The 20,437-nt window shown below is 43.1% G+C and carries 19 protein-coding genes; 6 read left to right on the top strand and 13 right to left on the bottom strand.

The features are described from left to right. Positions 1-210: 210 nt before the first annotated feature. Positions 211-1,086: a radical SAM protein gene (locus Q4592_RS00265; protein ID WP_303508324.1), complete on the top strand. Its 876-nt coding sequence runs from the start codon at positions 211-213 to the stop codon at positions 1,084-1,086. An 83-nt stretch (positions 1,087-1,169) separates the two neighbouring features. Here the strand turns inward: Q4592_RS00265 and Q4592_RS00260 are convergent, their stop codons facing one another. From Q4592_RS00260 to Q4592_RS00235, 6 genes are all read right to left on the bottom strand, one after another. Continuing rightward, positions 1,170-1,610, bottom strand: a complete 441-nt coding sequence (locus Q4592_RS00260) for a DUF411 domain-containing protein (protein ID WP_303508321.1) — start codon at positions 1,608-1,610, stop codon at positions 1,170-1,172. Further along, entirely contained in the window at positions 1,610-2,209 is a 600-nt protein-coding gene (locus Q4592_RS00255) for a hypothetical protein (RefSeq protein WP_303508319.1), read from the bottom strand. The genes Q4592_RS00260 and Q4592_RS00255 overlap by 1 nt, the downstream gene beginning before the upstream one ends. Positions 2,210-2,292: 83 nt before the next feature. Further along, entirely contained in the window at positions 2,293-2,694 is a 402-nt protein-coding gene (locus tag Q4592_RS00250; protein ID WP_303508316.1) for a hypothetical protein, read from the bottom strand. A 126-nt stretch (positions 2,695-2,820) separates the two neighbouring features. Further along, a complete protein-coding gene (locus Q4592_RS00245; RefSeq protein ID WP_303508314.1) occupies positions 2,821-3,030 on the bottom strand; it encodes a DUF2061 domain-containing protein in 210 nt (69 codons plus the stop codon). Between the two features lie 126 nt (positions 3,031-3,156). Beyond that, positions 3,157-4,569, bottom strand: coding sequence for a triacylglycerol lipase (locus Q4592_RS00240; protein WP_303508311.1), 1,413 nt, complete (start codon positions 4,567-4,569; stop codon positions 3,157-3,159). 236 nt (positions 4,570-4,805) lie between these two features. Then, positions 4,806-6,485, bottom strand: coding sequence for a sodium:solute symporter family protein (locus Q4592_RS00235; RefSeq protein WP_303508309.1), 1,680 nt, complete (start codon positions 6,483-6,485; stop codon positions 4,806-4,808). A gap of 770 nt (positions 6,486-7,255) precedes the next feature. Here Q4592_RS00235 and Q4592_RS00230 point away from each other — a divergent pair. The 3 genes from Q4592_RS00230 to Q4592_RS00220 are packed head-to-tail and all read left to right on the top strand — an operon-like array spanning position 7,256 to position 11,975. Next, on the top strand, positions 7,256-9,178 hold the full coding sequence (locus tag Q4592_RS00230; protein WP_303508307.1) for a PrkA family serine protein kinase: 1,923 nt from the start codon (positions 7,256-7,258) through the stop codon (positions 9,176-9,178). Positions 9,179-9,196: 18 nt separating this feature from the next. Beyond that, positions 9,197-10,468, top strand: a complete 1,272-nt coding sequence (locus Q4592_RS00225) for a YeaH/YhbH family protein (RefSeq protein ID WP_303508304.1) — start codon at positions 9,197-9,199, stop codon at positions 10,466-10,468. A gap of 7 nt (positions 10,469-10,475) precedes the next feature. Next, complete coding sequence (locus Q4592_RS00220; protein ID WP_137673074.1) at positions 10,476-11,975, top strand: SpoVR family protein; 1,500 nt, start codon at positions 10,476-10,478, stop codon at positions 11,973-11,975. Between the two features lie 80 nt (positions 11,976-12,055). On the opposite strand, the gene nhaD is transcribed toward Q4592_RS00220, so the two are convergent. Both nhaD and Q4592_RS00210 read right to left on the bottom strand, forming a co-directional pair. Then, on the bottom strand, positions 12,056-13,471 hold the full coding sequence (gene nhaD / locus Q4592_RS00215; RefSeq protein WP_137673075.1) for a sodium:proton antiporter NhaD: 1,416 nt from the start codon (positions 13,469-13,471) through the stop codon (positions 12,056-12,058). 60 nt (positions 13,472-13,531) lie between these two features. Then, positions 13,532-14,707, bottom strand: a complete 1,176-nt coding sequence (locus tag Q4592_RS00210) for a GGDEF domain-containing protein (RefSeq protein ID WP_303508299.1) — start codon at positions 14,705-14,707, stop codon at positions 13,532-13,534. 108 nt (positions 14,708-14,815) lie between these two features. Here Q4592_RS00210 and Q4592_RS00205 point away from each other — a divergent pair, with 108 nt between their 5' ends. Continuing rightward, entirely contained in the window at positions 14,816-16,030 is a 1,215-nt protein-coding gene (locus tag Q4592_RS00205) for an aminotransferase class V-fold PLP-dependent enzyme (RefSeq protein WP_303508296.1), read from the top strand. Next, entirely contained in the window at positions 16,023-16,418 is a 396-nt protein-coding gene (locus Q4592_RS00200; protein ID WP_303508293.1) for a SufE family protein, read from the top strand. Before Q4592_RS00205 ends, Q4592_RS00200 begins: the two co-directional genes overlap by 8 nt. Before the next feature lie 3 nt (positions 16,419-16,421). Here Q4592_RS00200 and Q4592_RS00195 read toward each other — a convergent pair whose 3' ends face one another. From Q4592_RS00195 to Q4592_RS00175, 5 genes are all read right to left on the bottom strand, one after another. Further along, positions 16,422-16,667: a hypothetical protein gene (locus tag Q4592_RS00195; RefSeq protein WP_137673079.1), complete on the bottom strand. Its 246-nt coding sequence runs from the start codon at positions 16,665-16,667 to the stop codon at positions 16,422-16,424. Between the two features lie 139 nt (positions 16,668-16,806). Beyond that, entirely contained in the window at positions 16,807-17,694 is an 888-nt protein-coding gene (locus Q4592_RS00190; RefSeq protein WP_303508291.1) for a LysR family transcriptional regulator, read from the bottom strand. 79 nt (positions 17,695-17,773) lie between these two features. Next, positions 17,774-18,214 carry a hypothetical protein gene (locus Q4592_RS00185; protein ID WP_303508289.1) on the bottom strand — a complete coding sequence of 147 codons (441 nt, stop codon included), beginning with the start codon at positions 18,212-18,214 and terminating at the stop codon, positions 17,774-17,776. A 145-nt stretch (positions 18,215-18,359) separates the two neighbouring features. Next, positions 18,360-20,096: a sodium:solute symporter family protein gene (locus Q4592_RS00180; RefSeq protein WP_137673082.1), complete on the bottom strand. Its 1,737-nt coding sequence runs from the start codon at positions 20,094-20,096 to the stop codon at positions 18,360-18,362. Next, complete coding sequence (locus tag Q4592_RS00175) at positions 20,097-20,348, bottom strand: DUF4212 domain-containing protein (protein ID WP_137673083.1); 252 nt, start codon at positions 20,346-20,348, stop codon at positions 20,097-20,099. It lies immediately after the preceding gene. Positions 20,349-20,437 lie beyond the last annotated feature (89 nt).

The raw sequence follows: 20,437 nt of genomic DNA, 5'->3' as shown, positions 1-20,437 counted from the left end.
TAGCTTAAAGGATCGCGATGGCGATCCTTTTCATTTGCCGTTTTAGACTTTAATAGCGCAACTAAACGCTCATGAACATGGTTTCACTCAAGGCAAATTGATTATTAAACTTTTCTTAAAACTGATTCCCTTGCAGCGCTCATTATCAACACTAATGCTGCTTGTTAAACTGCTCACCACTAACAAAAGACGCATGGCTGAGGAGCTATTATGCATTACCAAGGTAAAATTTATCGCCCGTGGATGGAGGCCGAGAGCGTATTGATTCAAACAACCTTAGGTTGCAGCAACAACCAATGTACGTTTTGCACGATGTTTGATGATAAGCGGTTTAAAGTGCGCGAACTAGCCGATATTTTCATCGATATTGAAGAAGCCAGAGTTATTTACCCGCGAGTAAAATCAATCTTTTTGATTGACGGTAACGTGATGGCGATTCGCACTGAAATGCTGGTTAGCATATTGGACAAAATCAAAACGACCTTTCCCGAAATTGAAAATATTTCGCTTTACTCAGGTTTTAATGATTTTCGCCGTAAGAGTATTACCGAGCTTAAAGAAATCAAATCTGCTGGATTGGATATGGCATATACCGGTTTAGAGTCTGGCGACCCAATTGTATTGCAGCGTATCCAAAAACGGATGACTCGCGAACATGCAATAGAAGGTATGGAACTGGCGCGAGCAGCCAACATTAAAGTATTAGCCTCGTTTATTTTTGGCTTGGGCGGTAAAGAGCGCTCAAAAGAGCACGCCATCAATACCACGAGTTTACTTAACATTATTCAGCCGGATGCCATCGCGCCAATGGCCTTGGCGGTTCAACCAGGCTCTGAACTAGAGCGTGAAGTAGCGCGCAGTGAGTTTATATTACCGACACCCTTGCAAATTTTAGAAGAAGAAAAATACCTCTTAGAAAACTTAGCTGACTTCAATTGCTATTACTGGGGTGACCATGGCAATAACATTTCGCCAATGCGAGGCATGTTCCCTGGAGTACGTCAGCCTTTCTTAGATAAAGTGAATGACAACATTGCCCACAACCCTGTGACTAAGCAAAACATCATTCAAACCTTCGCGTGGTAGCAGTTTAACTGTCGATAAAAAACGCTTTGCCTAAGCAAAGCGTTTTTCGCTTAGCAGCGACCACTAATCACTGAGACCAAAAGTTAATATTGTTGATACAAGCCAAGTCCCTCTTCTGAAAAACTAATCACCTTAAAATCTTTGTATGCTTGCCCTGGTTTAGCCATACCCGGTGAATGTTGTGGCATCCCCGGAGCAGCCAAGCCTTTTATGTTAGCTGGGCGCTCTTTTAGTAAACGGGCAATATCCGCTTCTGGTACATGCCCTTCAATCAAATACCCGTCTATTACTGCGCTGTGGCAAGATTGTAACTGCGCTGGCATTGCGTACTGTTTCTTAATAGGTGTCCAATCACCTTGATGGTGAACGTTTACGGTATACCCTTTCTGTTCCATAATCGCTGCCCATTCCTTACAGCATCCACAAGTAGGCGATTTATAGAGTTCGATAGTTGTTGCAGCAAATAGTGCATTGCTAAAAAGCAATGCCAGCATGAGGCTGAAGTTTCTAGTTAATCTCATCATTAGTTCTCATATTCTTTATTGGTTAAGGTTAGCTGATTGTTTAAAGCATTTAGGGTTACGACTTGCTTAGGCGTTACAAAGCTAACGGCTTGGGTATCGAGGGGAGCAATTTTTAAAGCTTGCGGTTCACCTAACGGACTCACATCAAGCAATAGCTCGCTAAAGGTGTCATTTTTAATCACCAATTGATAGATTGTATTAGGCAACAAATGAACTTGGCTAGGCTTAGCCCCTTCGGCAAGATTCCACTCGATCAGCGTCATTTCATTTAGAGCCTGCAGATAATCGCGCAACGAAACGCGCTGTTGCGCGTTCAACGCAGGGGCTAACAACTGCATAGTGGGCTCATTCTCTAAAGCTTGATTGAGTTGTAGCAAACTAGCCCCGCGAATATTGCCTCCCATATTGCCAGCACCATTTGCGTACTTACCATGGCAAGCAGAGCAACCATAGCCTCCTACCGTTTGGTATAGATGTTCGTCAGCTATCGCCGTTAGACTAAACGATACAAGTAGCACAAGTAGGTGTTTTGTGTTGATGGGTTTATACCCTCTAGCCAATGCCTGAATTAGCCTTGAGCTAGTTACAAAAATTGTCATATCTATTCCGATTTATGATTTTAAAGATCCCAATAGGGATAATCACAACACCGCGTTGGTGATGTGTTTAAAAACAACAAAACTTATAGAATCGGAGGGCGGTAGAGCGAGTCGGTGATGATTGAGGGAGCATGTTGTTGCTCCAAATGTAGCACCGAGCGAGTACTGGCTAACTCGGTAACATGTAAAGCGGTAGTGATAGTTAAAGGCGGGACAACACATGCAGCACCGCAGCAATGGGTGCTATTAGGTATGGTGTACGATGTCGAACTATCACCAAGCCGATTGTCAAAGCCTTTGAGAAGACTAGTATGGCAGTCCACCATTGAATGATGAGAAAGGGTTGAGGATTCAAGTTGTTGCTGAGAGCTATGCGCAGGCATAAAGGACATTTCAAGCATTGCCGCGTTCGCACTTAAGCCGCTTAGCAAAAATGCCAGCAAACTAAAGTAACTTAGCCAAGTTTGAATACTGCGCGTAAACATAGCACCACGTTATTGATTGAATCTACGCGACGATACCCACTCACCTATACAATTGCAAGCTAAGCGACTCAACTCTGCAAACGGGTAACAGGGTGTAATAAGAGCCGTTTACCAACACCACTTTTATTAATTTATTTGCGCCAGTTTCTTCTTGTCAAATTGCTGCCACAACTTCTCATGAAAATAGAAAGCCACTGTGTTTATCGCTGGTTCAATAAGGGCAATCACACCACCAATTAAAGCGCTTCCGGTTAAGGTATAGGTCACCGAGAACGCCACACTAAAATGTAAAATGGCAAAACTGATAGTTTTAAGAAACTCTTGAGATAACTGCATAAGGACTCCCGTAAATAAAGAGCCAACTTAGCCGGAATTTGAATCAACAGGCAGTAACTTACGGTAACCTGATATTAGGCGGGCGTAACAGTAAGCGACTCACCATTACGCCGCAACGAAGTGCATTTAAGAGATAACATCACCTGAAGGTTTTATATTTTTAAAGCTACCGCTAGGATTACTGGCCTTATCAAACCTAAACACATTCTTATCTACCTCTCGGTGGATAGTGATATCAATGTAAGTGGTTTGATTAGCGCCACACACCTCGTCTATGGCTAAACCTTCTGAGCGAAACTGTGTATTGCAGTAAAAAGAGAAGCCTTTGTTTGGCCTTGCCATCACTTGCAAACCAAAGCAGTTATCTTTGATTTGCGACATTTTGTCCGCATCAATGTAATACACCAAACTATGAGTTGCGGTGTTCATTTGCTTATCAACAAAAAAGCCCTCGGGCAGTTGGTGAGGCTTATAACCTTTGCCTGCCAGAAGCAAAATATCATAATCTTCATTTTGAATATGCTCGCCATTTTGGTCACGTACTCTCACCACCAACATGCAATACTTACCAATAAGCTGCTTTTTACCGATAGGCACTTTGGCCTGTTCAGATTGAGTCAGTAGCTTCATCTCTTGGTTTCGCTGAGAATAATCCGCAGCTGAGTTTACTGTTAAACAGGCAAGTACTTGGTCTACCACAATATGGTGGTTTGCGGTGTTGGCTTTGTTTGCCAAAATACCCATTTTGGTACCCGAATGGCTAAACTCACTTAACACGCCAATAGGCACGGCAGCGGGTCGACGAATTGGTTCAATGTCACTGGGTTTTAAGCGGTAAGCTTTGCCCGCCACCCCATTAATCAGCTCTTCTGATTGCTCCAAGGCTAGATATCGGTAATTCATATTAGCGCCAGCTACCCTTACAACACCATCAGATCCTGATTCAACCAGATAGCCATTTAAAAAATCATAGAATTTGCTATCAATTCCTTGGCCAGATAACACAAAAGGATAGAAGTTGTTATTGGCATAATCATAAGCCATACCGTTTTCATTAAGTTGCCATTGCCCTTGGCTACCCAAACAAAGCCAATCAAGTATTCGCTGACCAGGTTCAACGCCGGCAAACCAAGATTTAATTCGCCCTACCCGCTGCTTACCTAAAGCCGCCAGAGTAGAACCATGATTTGCCGGCGCTAACATCACTAAATGTTGCAAGGGCAATGTGGAGAGTCCCGCAGAGCCGTAATACTTATCAACCCAGGCTCGAACAACGGGCCCCCCGGTAGAATGAGTAATGCATGAGAAAGGTTGAATCTGGTCTTGATTGCCAGGAAGATCTTTTAAGGCTTGCTCCATAGCGCGAGCAATATCATCCATCGACACTTCATCATGAAAGCTGATGTATTTACCCAAATAGATGTGGTCTATATCGATGCTAAGGCCTACCGAACCAGCCTTAGCCACTAAGGACTGCGGCAACTCCCCGTAGGTAGATGTATTGGTTACGCTCCAACCATGCACAAAAATCAGCTTCATTTTATTACTTCCATGTAATTAGTAGATTTATTTCAGTACTTTACAATAAAAGGCAAGATGTTAAACAATAGTTAACAAATAGCAACGATAGTTTTGTTATCGTTAATAATGAGCTTAAGAAGAAACCCGACGTTTCGCGATATTAGCTTGTCAGCAAAGCCAATATTTGCCGATTTGGCTGTAGCAGATAATGAACAGTAACGAGCAGGCTAAACCACAAAAACATAGCCAATAGACTAAGGTTTGCGCAAGCTGACAACCAGTTGTTGGATAGCTTTAGGGGCAGGTTTAACAAAATATTGAATCACAAATGCGCTGGAAAAGTTAATCACCATACCTAAAGCTCCGATACCCTCTGGTGATATTCCCCAAAGCCAGCCATCGGCGTTGTTGGCTGTAGGATTCAGGTACTTAAAATAAACAATGTAACCAAGCGTAAATAACATTCCACTAAGCATGCCTGCGATAGCGGCTTGTCGACTCATTTTACGGACAAAAATGCCTAAGATGATTGCCGGAAACAACGAACTCGCCGCCAAACCAAAAGCAATGGCAACAACTTCAGCTACAAGCGCAGGGGGATTAGCACCAAAATAGCCGGCAGCAATAATCGCTATAACCGCACTTATTCGCGCCCACTTTAGCTCTTGTTGGTCACTCAAATTTTTGTTCAGCGTTTGCTTAAGTATGTCGTGAGAAATGGAGCTAGAAATCACCAGCAATAAACCTGCAGCGGTAGACAATGCAGCTGCTAAGCCACCGGCCGCCACTAGGGCGACCACCCAGTTAGGTAGCTGGGCTAATTCAGGGGAAGCTAACACAATAATATCGGGATTAATGCCAATCTCATTTCGCTGGTCGCCTGAATAAAACAACCGTCCATCACCGTTGTTGTCGCTCCACTCTACTAAGCCGGCTTGCTGCCAATTACGCAACCAGGCAGGGCTTTGCTCTTCAGCAACACCCTGCATATTTGCGCCGTTAATTGATTCAATAATATTCACTTTGGCAAAAGCGGCCACAGCAGGTGCGGCGGTATACAAAATAGCGATAAACACCAAAGCGTAAGCCACCGATAAACGGGTATCTTTTACTTTCGCAACGGTTTGAAAGCGAATAATAATGTGCGGCAAGCCCGCTGTTCCCATCATCAATGCAGCGGTAATAAAGAACCTATCGGCTAAACTTCGTGCGCCATTGGTGAAAGAGTTAAAACCTAGCTGTTGCGACAAACCATCTAAGCGGTCTAATAAATACACCTCAGAACTGCCACTTAAACTGGCTCCGAGGCCTATTTGTGGGAATACTTGCCCGGTAAGCGCGAACGAGGTAAAAATAGCCGGCACTAAAAAGGCAAAAATTAATACGCAATATTGCGCCACTTGCGTATAGGTGATGCCTTTCATTCCTCCCCACACTGCGTAAACAAACACTATAGCCATGCCTAACATGACACCAAGGTTTACATTTACATCAAGAAATCGAGCAAACACTACGCCTACGCCGCGCATTTGGCCTGCAACATAGATAAAGCTAATAAACACCGTACAGGTTACAGCCAATAAACGCGCCGATTGGGAGTAATAGCGCTCGCCAATAAAGTCTGCCACGGTTACCTGACCAAAGCGCTTTAAATACGGGGCTAAACATAAAGCTAGCAACACATATCCGCCGGTCCAGCCCATGAGATAAACCGCCGCGTCATAGCCTAAAAAAGAAATCAGTCCAGCCAAAGAAATAAAAGAAGCAGCCGACATCCAATTAGCAGCACTAGCGAGGCCATTTGTAAGAGGATGAATTTGTGCATTGGCGAGATAAAAATCGTGGGTAGTCTTGGCCTTAGCCCATACCGCAATAATCATATACAGGGTAAAGCTAGAAGCGATAAATATCGATGTCCAAGTTTGAATATCCATTTAATGCAGCGCTACTTTTTTAAAAGATAGTGCTAGTTGCCCACTGAACAAATCTGTCACAAAAACCCAAAGGTTAAATAATTGTTACATATCAACTTAGGTGTTTATTAAGTGCTTGAAACTTAGACTTTGGTATAGATGAGTGACTCAATAGTGATAAACCCAGCTCTTAATTTAATTGAAGCTGTAACAACATGAAATACAAAGAGTAAAGACCAAGAGTTAAAAAGCTATCCTTTAGTCTAACGAGGATAATTCAAGCGGATACAAACGTAGGACACATAGGAAAAGACAAAAAAAGAGCTCTTGCAAAGCAAGAGCCAATGGAAACGTGCTTTTTGGAAACCTTCAACACTACTCCCCTCGATGTAGTGCTCGCCGACCAAAGCTAGAAGGTTCAAGCTACCAATCTAAATTAGCATGTTAATTTGGAAGGTCAACCTTAAATTTTACAATTCATTAACTTTATGTGAACAAGCTAACATGCTGAAGAAACGAACCATTTTTCGATCTCTTTTAAGGTTTCAAACGTACTTTACTTAACAACAACTCATGCTTTTTAGAAAAAAATTTTGAATACGGCGAGTTTTGAACAATCTGGTTTTATCTGACAGCGTGGCAACAATTGATGACTTTAACTTTGCAAAAAAATGCTTATTTTTTATAAATTTATTTTGACCATGGTATAAGCTTATTTTAGCGCTTCATGAAATCTTTTGTTTCCAAATTCTATCTTTTATAGAGATAGCTTGTTTTAGGAGGCCTAGGCCATGAGTATTTTTGACCACTATCAACAGCGTTATGAGCAAGCTCAAGAAGAAGAGTTATCTCTCGATCAATTTTTAACACTTTGTAAAGAACAACCTAGCACTTATGCCAGTGCCGCCGAACGCTTGTTGTTGGCCATTGGCGAACCAGAAATGGTCGATACTTCTAAAGACCCACGCTTAAGCCGACTATTTTCCAACCGTGTTATTGCCCGCTACCCAGCCTTTAAAGAGTTTTATGGCATGGAAGACAGTATCGAGCAGATTGTGTCTTACTTAAAGCACTCCTCTCAAGGCCTAGAAGAACGTAAGCAGATATTGTATTTACTTGGGCCTGTGGGTGGAGGTAAATCATCTTTAGCCGAAAAACTTAAAGCGTTAATGCAGCTAGTACCTATATACCGCATTAAAGGCTCACCTGTTAATGACCACCCATTTTGCCTATTCGACGCCAATGAAGATGGCCACATACTCGAAAAAGAATATGGTATTAGTAAGCGCCACCTCAGGACCATTATGTCGCCTTGGGCCGCTAAACGCTTGCAAGAGTATGGTGGGGACATTACCAAGTTTAAAGTGGTTAAGTGTTACCCATCAATACTGAATCAAATAGCTGTCGCGAAAACTGAACCTGGTGATGAAAATAACCAAGATATCTCATCCTTAGTGGGTAAAGTTGATATTCGCCAGTTAGAGCATTTCGCTCAAAATGACCCTGATGCCTACAGCTATTCTGGCGCGTTATGTAGGGCCAACCAAGGTTTGATGGAGTTCGTGGAGATGTTTAAAGCCCCGATTAAGGTGCTACATCCGCTACTTACCGCCACTCAAGAGGGTAACTTTAACGGCACCGAAGGTTTATCTGCCATTCCATTTGAAGGTATTATTTTGGCCCACTCTAATGAATCTGAGTGGCAAACCTTTAGAAATAACAAAAATAACGAAGCCTTTTTAGACCGCGTTTACATTGTAAAAGTGCCCTACTGTTTACGAGTAAGCGAAGAAATAAACATCTATCAGAAACTGCTAGATAATAGCGAACTAAACACAGCAAAATGTGCGCCTAGCACCTTAGAACTTCTCGCTCAATTCTCAGTGTTATCTCGACTCAAAGATCCTGAAAACTCAAGTATCTACTCTAAGATGCGGGTTTACGACGGTGAAACCTTAAAAGATACCGATCCTAAAGCGAAGTCTTATCAAGAATACCGAGACTTTGCCGGGGTAAACGAGGGCATGGAAGGCTTGTCTACTCGTTTTGCTTTCAAAATTTTATCTCGAGTGTTTAACTTTGATACCACCGAAGTCGCCGCCAATGCGGTGCATCTCTTCTATGTATTAGAGCAACAAATTGAACGCGAGCAGTACAGCCAAGAAGTATCAGACCGCTACTTAGAGCACCTAAAAGGCTACTTAATTCCTAAGTATGTAGACTTTATAGGCAAAGAAATTCAAACCGCATATTTAGAATCTTACTCCGAATATGGGCAGAACATCTTCGATCGTTACGTAATCTACGCTGATTTTTGGATTCAAGATCAAGAGTATCGAGACCCAGACACAGGTCAACTATTTGACCGTGCAGCCTTAAATGCTGAGCTGGAAAAAATAGAGAAGCCGGCAGGTATCAGTAACCCCAAAGATTTCCGTAACGAAATTGTAAACTTTGTGCTTCGCGCTCGCGCCGGAAACGATGGAGAAAACCCAAACTGGAGCAGTTACGAGAAACTTCGCACAGTGATTGAGAAAAAGATGTTCTCAAATACTGAAGACCTATTACCTGTTATTTCATTCAATACTAAAACCTCAGCCGACGACCAGCAAAAACACGATGATTTTGTGTCTCGAATGATGGAAAAAGGCTACACCCGTAAACAAGTTCGCTTGTTATCGGAATGGTATTTACGCGTTCGTAAATCTTCATAGATTTGTTGGAGGGCGCCTATGGCTCATTTTATCGATCGACGTTTAAACGGTAAGAATAAAAGCGCGGTTAACCGCCAGCGCTTTATTCGCCGCTATAAAAGCCAAATCAAACGCGCCGTAAACGACGCGGTTAATCAGCGTAGTATTCAAGATTTGGAAAACAGCGAAAGCATTAGCATTCCGCATAAAGATATTACCGAGCCGTTTTTTCATCAGGGCGAAGGTGGCCATCGCCAGCGTACCCTACCCGGCAATGACCAATTTGGTACCGGCGACAAAATAGAACGTCCGCCTCAAGGAGAAGGCGGCGGAGGCCCTGGTGATGGCGATGCCAGTGACCAAGGCGAAGGGTCTGAAGAATTTCAATTCAACATTTCAAAAGATGAATATCTAGACATTCTGTTTGACGATTTGGAACTACCTAACCTGCAGGAAACCGACGTAGACAGTATCGTTGAATACCGTACTGCGCGTGCTGGTTTTACTAACGATGGGGTGCCAGCCAACATTAATATTGTGCGTTCTTTGCAAAACTCTTTAGCGCGGCGTATGGCCATGGGTGGAGATAAACGCAAGCGTTTACGGGCATTAGAGACTCAGCTTGAAGAAAATAAGCAGGACTCACACGTTCCTCACAGCGAAATTGAAGCGATAAAAGCCGAAATAACTGAGCTAAAAAGAAAACTCAAGAATATCCCTTTTATAGATACCTTTGATTTGAAGTTTAATAACTTTGCCAAACATCCTGTGCCTAGCAGCCAAGCGGTCATGTTTTGCTTAATGGATGTATCAGGCTCTATGGACCAAGCGACTAAAGATATCGCCAAGCGTTTCTATTTATTACTGTATTTGTTCTTAACCCGCAGCTACGAAAAAATCGACGTTGTATTCATTCGCCACCACACTCAAGCTAAAGAAGTAGACGAACACGAATTCTTCTATTCCCAAGAAACGGGCGGAACCATTGTATCCAGTGCGCTCAACTTAATGGATAAAATCATTGAAGAGCGTTACCCCAAAAACCAATGGAATATTTATGCCGCGCAAGCGTCAGACGGCGATAATTGGGCTGACGACTCCCCAAAATGTCGTGCCTTGTTAGAAAAAACCTTACTTCCGCTAAGCCGTCACTACGCCTATATAGAAATCACCAGCCGAGCGCACCAAAGCTTATGGCACGAATACGAACAACTCAGTGAAATTTTCCCCAACTTCTCTATTCGTCATGTGAAAAATGCTGAAGAAATTCTGCCGACCTTTAGAGACCTCTTCAAAAAAACCACTGCGTGAGGCCCACATGAGCAAAACCAAAATGTTGCCCGATGGACCAGACTGGACCTTTGAGATGTTAGAGCTATACCACCAAGAAATTGAAAAGGTAGCTCAGCATTACCAGTTAGATACCTACCCCAACCAAATTGAGGTGATAACTGCAGAGCAAATGATGGATGCTTACTCCAGTGTAGGTATGCCAATTGGTTATCATCACTGGTCCTACGGCAAAAAGTTTATTCAAACTGAGCAAACCTATAAACGCGGTCAAATGGGGCTGGCCTACGAAATCGTGATTAACTCAGACCCATGTATTGCCTATTTAATGGAAGAGAACACCATGCCGATGCAGGCATTGGTGATTGCCCACGCTTGTTTCGGCCACAACAGTTTCTTTAAAAATAACTACTTATTTAAAACATGGACTGATGCCAGTTCAATTATTGATTACCTAGTATTTGCTAAAAACTACATCAGCAAGTGCGAGGCTCGCCACGGTGTGCAAGCGGTTGAAGATCTGCTCGATTCTTGCCATGCCTTAATGAATTACGGTGTAGATCGCTACAAGCGCCCTTCCCCTATTTCTATGGAAGAAGAAAAATCCCGACAAGATTCGCGAGCTGAGTACCTACAAAGCCAAATTAACGAGCTATGGAAAACCATTCCCACTAAAGAAAACCCAGATGTAGAACAGCGCGAACGCTTTCCTGCATCGCCCGAGGAAAACATTCTTTATTTCATCGAAAAACACGCTCCTTTGCTTGAGACATGGCAACGCGAAGTAGTACGTATTGTGCGTAAAATTAGCCAATACTTTTATCCGCAGAAACAAACTCAAGTCATGAATGAAGGCTGGGCCACCTTTTGGCATTACACCATTACTAACCATATGTTCGACCATGGACAAGTCAGCGAGCGTTTTATTCTGGAGATTTTGCATAGCCATACCAGCGTGGTGATGCAGCCTGCTTATAACAGCCCATACTTTAATGGCATCAACCCTTACGCACTAGGGTTTGCCATGATGACTGATATTCGTCGTATTTGTGAAAACCCGACCGATGAAGACCGACAATGGTTTCCTGATATTGCCGGTAGTGATTGGTTAAAAACCTTACATTTCGCCATGCAAAACTTTAAGGATGAAAGCTTTATTAGTCAGTTTCTATCCCCTAAAGTCATTCGCGATTTAAAGCTCTTTACGCTTGATGACAACGAAAGTAAACCTTACCTTAAAGTGAAGGCGATTCATGATGACCATGGCTATCAACAAGTAAGAGAGGCATTAAGCGCGCAATACAACCTAAGTAACATTGAGCCCAATATTCAGGTACACAATGTTAATTTGCGAGGTGACCGTTCATTAACACTTCGTTATGTTCCCCACCAAAACATTCCCCTAGGTAAAAGCAAAGAAGAGGTAATAAAACACCTCCACCGCTTATGGGGCTTTGATGTGATACTAGAACAAGTGGATGATAACGGCAGCATACAAGAGCTAGCTCGTTGCCCTAAGCCCGAATAGTTGCATTGTGATTCAGCCAATAAAAAAGCCACCCTAGGGTGGCTTTTACTTCAACTAAACATGGTCATTATACGCCACGATTAAAACAAGGCTTTGTTAATGGCTAAATGACACACAATAGAAGCTGCATAACCAATTGCAATTACCGGTGCCCAACGTAAGTGGCTAATAAAGGTATAGTGACCACGAGCTTGCCCCATTAATGCCACACCCGCTGCAGAACCAATAGATAGCATACTGCCGCCAACACCAGCCGTTAAGGTCACTAGCAACCACTGGCCTAAAGACATGCTAGGCTCCATAGTCAACACTGCAAACATCACTGGAATGTTATCAACAATGGCACTTAATACCCCTACCGCAATATTGGCGTAGGTAGGGTCCCAGTTCAGGTACATCATATTAGAAGCCATTTCTAAATAACCAATAAAACCTAAGCCTCCCACACAAATAACAACACCATAAAAGAACAGCAACGTGTCCCATTCGGCACGCGCAACCCGGTTAAAGATATCAAAAGGCACCACACTACCCAGGGCTTTTAAACGAGCATCATCGCGGTGAGAAATCGCGTTTACTGCTTTTTTGTGTAAGCTGCTAGCCAATGTTGTACGTAGGAAATAACCAAAGAACTGCAAATAACCTAAGCCCATCATCATGCCCATCACTGGCGGCATATGGAACAAACTGTGCCCCATAACAGCGGTAGCAATAGTAACTAGGAATAAACCCACAATACGGCGTGCACCACGTTTTAACTCAACCGTTTCGTTTTCAGCCTCTACTCTTTCTGCAGAAACAAAAAACGACATAATGAAAGCAGGCACTACAAAGTTAACAAAAGACGGAACCAGCAAATCGAAGAACTGACCAAAAGTGACTAAACCTTTTTGCCAAACCATTAAGGTAGTGATATCACCAAACGGACTAAAGGCCCCGCCGGCATTAGCACCTACCACAATGTTAATACAAGCCAAGTTAATAAAGCGGCTGTTGCCGTGAGCCACCTTGGTGACAACTGCACACATTAACAGGGCTGTAGTGAGGTTATCGGCGACTGGAGAAATCACAAACGCGAGGCAACCAGTAAGCCAGAACAATTTTCTATAGCTGAGCTTTTTACTCACAAGCCAAGCCCGCAAGGCATCAAACAAACGGCGCTCTTCCATGGCATTGATGTAGGTCATCGCCACCAGCAAGAACAGCATTAACTCAGAGAATTCGAGAAGATTATGCCTGAAGGCCGCGGTGACCAGCTCTTCTTGGCCAGACCCCCGGTAATAAATGGCAATCAAAAACCAAATTAAGCCGGCGGCCACTAGTACTGGTTTAGATTTTCTTAAATGAATCACTTCTTCGCTCATAACTAGTAGATAGGCAAAAGCAAAAATAACCAAGGCGGTATAACCCACCCAAGAGTTCACTAAGTTGAGTCCTTCAGAGGCATAACTGGCGGAAGAGAATAACAACAATAGTAAGGACAACAATATACGCATCAATTCCCACTCCTTAGGCGAATGCTGATTTTGTTTAACGATTGTTTTTTGAAATTAGTGCTAACGCCCGTAGCTTAGCGCACTTGCACTTCGATGATTGTTCATTGCATTTTCAGCTTTGGCCATTAACTGGTCAATGGTGTTTGTTGTACCGTCTATACAAGCAACACCTAAGCGCGATCCTAAATCTAAATCATCAGGGAATATTTCCCAAAATTCACTATTCAGCGCATCGTGGATCCGCTCGGCGGTATCTAGCGCTTGATAGAGGCTCGACTCAGGTAAACCAATAACAAATTGGTCATTATCGCAACGAGCTAGCAGGTCAACTTTACGAATTTTAGACTGTAAAAAATTGGCAAGTTTCACCAGCAACTGATTAGCGTCATCACTGCCTAACTTATCACGATACACGCTGAAATGGTTGACGTTAATCAAAAGTATCGAATAGGCATTTTGATAACGGGAGCTACGTTCAATTTCTATTTCAGAAAACTGCCTAAACCGTACAAAATTAGCATAGCCCGTTAACTCATCAGTATCGCTCGAGGAGTGCTCTAAGCTTGAAGCTCCCGTGGACACTTCTGCTTTGTCGTTACATAAATCAATGCCTTGTTCGTAGGTATAGCGAAAGCGCCTTAAGTTATGTGACAAACCAATAAGCAAGGCCAGCAAAGCGTAAATGAGTGAAGTATTTACCAGCTCACTGTTAAACCAGTCGCTTTGAGTCTCTATATGCAATGAATTCGCTGCAACAAAGGAATATGAGCTAGCGACTAGTAACACGAGCAATGCTAAGAAAAATGGCATGTAAAACAACATCAGTAATACTGGCAGGCTAAACACTAACCAACTAGGCGCACTGATGCTAAGCAAAATTTCCGAACTCATTAATACAGCCATTAACACAAAATGCTGCAGTGTCAGTACCGCAAACAAACAATGCGCGACCCGCGCTTTTACAATCTGTAAGCTACACCAAGTCAGTATCAACTGTGAAAGTAGCCAGCACGCCAAGCCCAAAGACGCTTGCCAATTAGCTTGCTGCCACCCTTCGAGCAATAAACCAGTGAAAAGTAAAAAACCTAATATGCAGCCACAATAAACAAGCTGTACCCAAGCGAGAAACCGCCGTTGTTGCTGCCATTGAAAATTACTAAATTGCCGCTCTTGACTAGGAAGGGGGAAACCTAAAAAAACACTTTTCCATGCCTGCGAAACGGGAGGCTGTTGCATCTTACCCTTAACTCCTAATGTTAAATCGAAGAGAACACCGATATAAGCTAGTTTAGCTAAGCGCCTAAGGCTACAATATCGGTTTTAGTTGCCAAATAAAGAATCAATGTGACTTCACTTAAGCATACTCGCTATCGCCAGTTTTTCCCGTCGCTAAACGGTAACAATCAACAAATTGCTTATCTTGATAGCGCTGCGTCAACTCAAGTTCCTGAACAGGTATTGTCAGAGATAGAACAATACTACCGCCAGGGCCACGCAAATGTACACCGCGCAAGCCATAGCTTTGCTCGCAACGCGACCAACGCCTTTGAGTTGGCAAGAAAAACTATAGCAGAGTTTATAGGAGCCAAAGCGCAAAACATCATTTTTACTAGCGGAACCACCCAAGCGGTAAATCTACTCGCCGATGGCTTAGCGCACCTAGTCGCTGAAGGTGACCACATTTGGTTATCGGAAATGGAGCACCATTCAAATTTAGTTCCTTGGCAACAGCTTGCTAAACGTAACAACGCCGAGCTAAAAGTCATTCCGGTATTAGAGAATGGTGATATAGACCTTGGGTATTTTCGTCAACACATCAGTGATAAATGTAAAATAGTTGCCGTTACGCATGTCTCAAACAGCATAGGCGCAATGCAACCAATACCAGAGCTTTCTCGTATTGCTCATCAAGTAGGCGCTAAAATTGTAGTAGATGGCGCACAAGCAGTGGCTCACTTAGACATTGATGTAAACCGTTTAGGCTGTGACTACTATTTGTTTTCCGGACACAAACTATACGGACCAACCGGCATTGGCGTGCTTTACGGTACCGAGCAAGCGCTTGAGCAAATAAAGCCCAGCGTGTTTGGCGGGGAAATGATCAGCAAGGTGTCGTTTGAGCAAAGCACTTGGAATACTCTTCCATACCGGCTAGAAGCAGGTACTCCAAATATTATTGGTGCAATTGGTCTTGCTTCTGCGGTCAAATTCTTGAACCAATTCCCCCTTAAAGAGCGCCTTAGTGTTGAGCGCTCACTGCTCAACTATGCTTTGCAAAAACTGGAGCAGCATCCACAGGTTGAACTGGTTGGCAAACCAATGATGCGAGTGGGCATCATTGCTTTTAATCTAAGAAATGTTCACCCACAAGACGCTGCCACGCTATTCGACCAATATAATGTCGCCTTGCGTTGCGGGCACCACTGCGCCATGCCATTGAGCAATACTTTATCTCCGCAAGGCAGTATTCGCTTGTCGCTAGGTATTTACAGTGAGCAATCAGACATTGACCAAGCTTTAGACGCAATCAACAAAATTATGGAGTTATTTGATGATTAACACTCCACAAATAGAACTTGATTTAGAGGCCATAACACAACGTTTCTCAGACTGTGGCGCATGGGAAGAACGCTACCGACAGCTATTACTATTAGCCAAACAACTTAAACCCATGGATGTTTCGTTGAAAATAGAAGAGAAGCAAATTGAAGGCTGTGAAAGCGAGGTGTGGCTCCACTTTCACGATAACAAGCTCTATGTAGATAGCAATGCTCGCATCATAAAAGGCCTATTAGTCATTGTACTCGCTTGCTTAAACAAGCCAACTAAAGAGGCTAAAGCGCTTTTTAACCATACCCTACAAGAGCTAGGTTTGGCTCACCATTTAAGTGAATCTAGAAACAATGGTATAAGCGCTATTTGGCGGGAAATATCTAGTTTAGATTAGGGCTTACTCTTCACTTGGGATAGTGTAAGTACGACGTTTTTTGGTTTTAATCACTACCTGCGATTTAGGGCCACCTTCTTCCATTACTGCGCGGTACTCACTGCGCGGTACAGATTTAGCGACGGGTGTTACTGGTTTTGCTGCGGCAGGCGGACGGCTAGTTACCGTATATGTAAAGCCGCAATCGCGACATGCCATGAGTGCTGGTTTATGGCCGCCACAAGATGGGCATTTTTGATTAGAGCTCACTACTCATTCCTATACAAACAAGGGGAAAAGACATAATTACTAAGTGTATTTGATCATCTTGTATTAATCACAACAATTTAAACAATTAATGATCTAGCCAGTGATTTACTCTCGCCGACCGGTAACAATTATAACAGCTTTACTCATCAATGCGGGTTAGCTGTTCAATAAACCACTCGCCTGCAGGTCCAATTGCTTGGCTCCACACCACTTCTATCGGCCATTCAAAGTCATCAATAATAAAATCACGTTCTAATTCCACCAGTTGATTACTTTCAAGTAACTCTTTCGCCAAAGGCTCTGGAAATAAGCCAAAACCAACACCACTTAAAAGCAACTGCTTGAATTGATACATTCTAGAACAGTTAACCACTTGTGAACTTAAACGCACAGACTCTGCCATTTCGTCGGTAATAAAATTAGATACCGCTGGGGTTATTTGAATATGTGATAACAAATCTTGTACCGACAAGGCGTGTTTGATGCTGGCGAGAGGGTGATTAGGGGCACACACGCACAACCACTTAATACGGCCAATTAAAACACTCTCAACCCCTCTTCTAGGGATCAGTTCCGCAGGGGTAATCAAAATATCAGCGGCCGTATCGATACCAAAATTAACAGAGTCAAACTCGTCGACATCGATAATATTCAAGTTTAATTGAGGGAACTTAGCCAACAAATCTTTAATCTTTTGGCTATAGCCGGGGAAGAAGCTGTAACCCGATACCCCAATAGTGAGCTTATCTTCTACACCATCGAGATAAGACTGTGCTTTTTGCTCCATCGCGCGTAAACGCGGCAAGATTTCTAAAGCCTGTACATAAAGGGTTTTACCGACTTCTGACAATGTGGGAGCCTGACCAGACACTCGATTAAATAACCGAACATTTAAATCCACCTCCATGTTTTGCACAACTTGGCTTACTGCAGAAGGGCTCACTCCAAGTTTTCTCGCCGCAGCTGAAAACGAACGTGTTTCTGCAACTGTGACCAAATAAATCAAACGTTCGGGAGTAATGTGCATGCGGTACCTATCAGGGTATTGATTTTATTAGTTAAACTGTAGCACTGACCACCATAGTTTCCTACCCACCGCGTGGAGATTAACGTACCGTTTGACTATAAAACTCACTAATATATTTACCGCCTTTAATATTTGCTATCACCCTAAGCTTGTAACTATCCCCTTGGTTTGGGATAAAACTTCGTAGCTGAGTCTCACTTTGCCAATAGTAAGGGCTGTCGCTCATGCCTAGCGGATAAGCAGTGGCTTCGTTAGAACTGTCCACTAAAAACAACGTGGCACTGTCGAGCGGGAAAGTGGAATTTACAATGGTGGTGCCCATTTCATCGCTAATGTTTAACTGAAACTCACCAGATTCGAGAATACATTTTTGATTAATAATGTCGCAATGTCCAAAAGTACTCAGTTGGTAAATTCGGTCTTTGTCTGCGTCATGCTCTAAATAAATGTCGGATGCAATGTAACCACCAACCGCCAAAAAAGGCATTACTAATAAAGCCAACTTGGTATGTCTATTCATCCTTACTACTTCCTGTATTCGATTATTTAGTTCTCTTTACCTAATAGGCAGCGCGTTGAATAGTAACAACTTTTGCAAATACTTTTACAAAAAAAGGCCCCCACTAGGGAGCCTTTTGCTTACTAGGGATTAGATTCATTCAAAATTAATGGTCGTGAGCAGCGCCCGCACCATGTGGAACGCGGAAGTTATCTACCATATCTTGAATATGCTGAGGCGCTGGCCCTGTTACTTTACATACTGCAAAGGCAACAGCGAAGTTCACTAAGGCACCCACTACACCAAAGGCGTTTGGAGAAATACCTAAGAACCAGTTTGGTCCCATATCACCCAAGAATGACGTGCCAGGGATAAACATAATGCCCTTATGCTGGAATACATACAGCATAGTCACACCGATACCAGAACACATACCAGCTACAGCCGCAGTGCCACTCATTTTCTTAGCAAAGATACCCATCATCAATGCCGGGAAGATAGAGGATGCAGCAAGACCAAAGGCCAAGGCTACAGTACCTGCGGCAAAGCCAGGCGGATTTAAACCGAGATAGCCAGATACCAAAATGGCCAAGGTCATCACTATTCGCCCTGCTAACAGTTCATTTTTATCCGAGAGATTAGGCGTAAGCACCCCTTTCATCAAATCATGAGATATCGAGGACGAAATAGCCAACAACAAACCCGCAGCTGTAGACAATGCTGCGGCTAAGCCACCAGCAGCCACTAAGGCAATTACCCAGTTAGGTAGGTTAGCAATAGCTGGGTTAGCCAATACCATAATGTCTCGGTCTACTTTCACCATTTCATTGGTTTCTTTATCCGCAACATATTGGATCTTGCCATCGCCGTTTTTATCTTCGTATTGAAGTAGGCCAGTTTTTTCCCAATCTTTAAACCACTGAGGACGCTCGTTGTAAACCAGGTTATCACCGGCACTTGGAACAATAGTATTCATTAAGTTAAAGCGAGCCATAGCACCTACCGCAGGAGCAACGGTGTACAGCAAGGCAATAAATACTAAGGCATAACCCGCTGAAGAACGTGCAGCTTGTACCGTAGGAACAGTGAAGAAGCGCATAATTACGTGAGGTAAGCCTGCAGTACCAATCATCAACGACATGGTGTAAGCAAACATATTAAGTGTGCCACCCAAGTTGTCGGTGGTGTATTCCTTAAAGCCTAAATCGGTAACGACCATATCCAGCTTGTCTAGCAGATATACACCACTGCCATCGGCCAAGGTACTACCCAAGCCAATTTGAGGGATCGGGTTACCGGTAAGTTGCAATGAAATAAACACAGCAGGAATAGTGTAAGCAAAGATAAGCACACAATATTGGGCAATTTGGGTATAGGTAATTCCTTTCATGCCGCCTAGTACTGCGTAAACCCAAACAACAAACATACCTATGTATAGGCCCATGTCGTACTCAACTTCTAAGAAGCGAGAGAAGGCAACACCTACACCTTTCATTTGGCCAATAATATAAGTAAGAGATGCAATGATTAAACACAGCACCGCAACTATACGCGCACCTTTTGAGTAATATCTGTCGGAAATAAACTCAGGGACGGTAAACTTACCGTGTTTGCGCATATACGGGGCGAGTAACATGGCCAATAGAACGTAGCCACCTGTCCAGCCCATTAGAAAAACAGAACCACCATATCCAAGGAAGGCAATTAATCCCGCCATAGAGATGAACGAAGCTGCACTCATCCAGTCAGCACCAATTGCCATACCGTTTTGAATAGGTGTAACCCCCCCACCAGCCACATAAAAGTCACTAGTAGAAGACGCACGTGCCCACCAAGCAATAGCAAAATACAAACCAAACGAACCGAATACAGCGATGTATGTATAGAGTTTTAACTCGTCCATCTAAGACTCCTCAACATGGTATTTTTTATCGAGCTTGTTCATTTTGACGGTATACCAAAATATTAAAGCTACGAAGGTGTAAATTGAGCCCTGTTGTGCAAACCAGAAACCTAACTTGTAACCACCTAATCGAATTTCATTTAGCGGCTCTACTAATAGCAAACCAAAACCAAATGAAACCACGAACCATATGACGAGACAGGTAAATATTAGACGCAAGTTTTCTTGCCAATATGTAGTCTGTTCTTCCATGATATTTCTCCGAGCAGATCGCAAAGGATACTGCAGTGTTATGGTATTAAGGATGTAACTAAAATGTTAACGGCCGAACAAATCATTGA

It is taken from the genome of Agarivorans sp. 1_MG-2023, assembly GCF_030548385.1.
Taxonomy (GTDB): Bacteria; Pseudomonadota; Gammaproteobacteria; order Enterobacterales; family Celerinatantimonadaceae; genus Agarivorans.
This window is presented reverse-complemented; position numbering and strand designations above follow the sequence as displayed.